Origin of the sequence: Mycobacterium sp. NAZ190054, assembly GCF_001545925.1 — a bacterium.
Classification (GTDB): Bacteria; Actinomycetota; Actinomycetes; order Mycobacteriales; family Mycobacteriaceae; genus Mycobacterium.
Genome location: NZ_LMVQ01000383.1, coordinates 1 through 2,594, shown reverse-complemented (window position 1 = coordinate 2,594; position 2,594 = coordinate 1). Strand labels below are relative to the sequence as shown.

At 68.4% G+C, this 2,594-nt stretch carries 1 protein-coding gene and 2 pseudogenes; 2 read left to right on the top strand and 1 reads right to left on the bottom strand.

All coding sequences use genetic code 11. From position 1 onward, the window contains the following. Both ASJ79_RS33370 and ASJ79_RS35215 read left to right on the top strand, forming a co-directional pair. Window positions 1-126: pseudogene (locus tag ASJ79_RS33370) on the top strand (hypothetical protein); the annotation flags it as partial. Between the two features lie 726 nt (window positions 127-852). Further along, on the top strand, window positions 853-2,085 hold the full coding sequence (locus ASJ79_RS35215) for a YnfA family protein (RefSeq protein ID WP_369803740.1): 1,233 nt from the start codon (window positions 853-855) through the stop codon (window positions 2,083-2,085). 3 nt (window positions 2,086-2,088) lie between these two features. Here the strand turns inward: ASJ79_RS35215 and ASJ79_RS22305 are convergent. Continuing rightward, window positions 2,089-2,594: pseudogene (locus tag ASJ79_RS22305) on the bottom strand (hypothetical protein); the annotation flags it as partial.

The following is a 2,594-nucleotide window of genomic DNA, read 5'->3' as shown; positions in this document are numbered from 1 at the left end:
TCGGTCGGCGCGCCGCTGGAAGGCGGTCAGTCCGACGTGCCGTGGCCGTGCAACGACACCAAGTACATCACCCACTTCCCGGAGACCCGCGAGATCTGGAGCTACGGCTCGGGTTACGGCGGCAACGGCGGCTCGGGTGGTACCGGCGGCCTTGGCGGTGACGGCGGCGACGGTGGTGACGGTGGCGACGCCGTGTCCGACGACGACGGTGGGGCGACAGCAGGCACCGGCGGCGACGGCGGCTTCGGTGCCGACGACGGCGACGACGGGACCGCGACCGACGGCGACGACTGACCCCAACTGATACGAGCCTGCGGGCGTCGACTCTTCGGAGTCGGCGCCCGCAGTCGTTTTCCGGGGCTCTGCGCTGCGAAAGTTCGAGGCATTGGGCCGATCCGAGGACCTCTTCGATCCAGCAACTGTCTGGCCAGTGCAGCAAACTGGAACAGAATGGCGGCGGGCATCCGCACGGTGGGGCGGCCTCGCCTCCGCGCCGACAGCTGGGCAATCCGGGATCGCGGCCGATTCCCGACCCGGCGAGGCCCCCGTCAGTTAATTTCGTCCTCAAAGATGTTGCGTCACGCTGATTTTGCGAACGAAAGCAGTAGATGTGCTCGTTAGCTACTCCGAGCAGCAGATATCGGTTAAGTCGAACCCTGGTGGCTTCGACGGCGAGTTATTGAATTCAAATAGGTAATCCTGGGCCGGAGAACCGGTTCCAATTACCTATTGACGCCACTTTCAGCAAAGTCGTACAGTCCGACTGCGCCTCACGTTGAGGGAGGGAAAGTGCGCCGCTCGCCGTGAGAATGCGCCACTCAACAACATTGCGAACATCGCAAGGGGGGATTCATGACCAAGCACGCAACGAAGCGCGCGCACACTCTGCCGGTCACGTCATTCATCACAGCCGGTATCGCCGGAGCGGCCCTGGCCGGCGTCGGCACGCTGATGCTGTCTGGCGAGCAAGCATCAACGCCGCAGACCGTCAACGTGCAACTGGTGTCCGATGAAGAGGAACTGCTGCTGATGGAGGACAGCCTGTTCCTGTCGCTCAACGGGGGCAGCGACCGCAAGAATGACGAAATCCAGTCCCTGCGGCAGGTCAGCGCCAATCCGGTGTGGCGCCCCATGTTCGGCTACGGCGGCTGGCTGATCGGTAACGGCGTCAACGCCGTCGAGGGTTGCGAAGGCGCCGCCTGTAACGGCGGCAACGGCGGTCTGTTGTGGGGCAACGGCGGCTACGGTCTGCACGGCGGTAAGGGCGGCAACGCCGGGTTCTGGGGCGGCAACGGCGGCAACGGCGGCGATGGCTTCGAGGTCATCGACGAGGAGACCGATGAAGTCCTCTACGCCGCGAGTGCCGGCGGTGCCGGCGGCCGAGGCGGCTTCCTGTTCGGTAACGGGGGCAACGGCGGCAACGCCGGCGATGCCGTGTATGCGGCTGACGGCACTCTCGTCTCCGGTCCGTTCAGCGGCGGCAACGGAGGTCAGGGCGGCCTCCTGTTCGGCAATGGTGGTAACGGCGGCAACGGCGGCGGAACCTTCAATGACAACGACCTGGACGACCCGACTCCGGAGGACGGGGTCAACGAGCTGAACAGCGCCACTGGCGGCGCAGGCGGTGCCGGCGGCGCCGGTGGCGCTTGGGGCGGCAGCGGTGGCAGCGGCGGCTACGGCGGATGGGCCTACTCCGAATACGGCACGGCCACCGGCGGTGCCGGTGGCGCAGGAGGCGCGGGTGGCCCGGCCGGTACCGGAGGAGAGGGCGGTGACGCCACCGGCGGCGCAGCCAGTTCGTCGGCGGTCGGCGGCGCCTGGCTGGTCTGGCAGGGCGTCCGGGAACATCGCGGGCTGCTGTGGCTGGGGGCCGGGATCATCGCCCTCGGGGCCTACGGGTTCGTCGCGGCGTTCCAGCCCGACGCGAACTTCGGCCGGGTGCTGGCCGCCTACGGCGGGGTCTTCGTCGCCGGATCGCTGATCTGGGGCATGGTCGCCGACGGATTCCGGCCCGACCGGTGGGATCTCGTCGGCGCAGCGGTATGTCTGGCCGGTGTCGGCCTGATCATGTACGCGCCGCGCTGACCCTCACCCCAGATGCGCGCCGTCGTCGTCGAGATCGGACCGGCTCAGGCCCATCGGCGTCAGCTCGGGGATGTCGCCGGCAGCGACCACCTTGCGGGCGATCGGCGTCAGTGCGCGGAACAGGGACTCCACCTCGGCGTCGTCGAGCGCGTCGAGCGCGGACAGTGCCAGCGTGTCGGTGCGGTCCTCGATGTGCTGCTTGAAGTCCCGTCCGGTCTGTGTCAGCTCGCCGGCACCGTCGAGGAACCCGCGCTGCTGCAGCGCGGTCCGGTGCTGGGTCCACTGCGCGTCGTCGTAGTCGCGGGAGCGCTTGATCATCTCCTCGGGCACGCCGCCGGCCGCGGCGTGCAGCACGTTGCACTCCCGCCCGGACACCCCCTCGGCGGGCAGGCCCTGGGCGCCGTGGCCTCCCATCAGCGACAGCCCGAACACCAAGCCCGCGAACGCGATCGCCGACAGCGGAACTGAGATGACATCGATCGGAGTCGGGCTCTGGCGCTCGTCGGGCA

Coding starts and splice junctions, on each gene's coding strand:
- ASJ79_RS35215 (WP_369803740.1), top strand. CDS start 853: ATGACCAAGCACGCAACGAAGCGCGCGCACACTCTGCCGGTCACGTCA.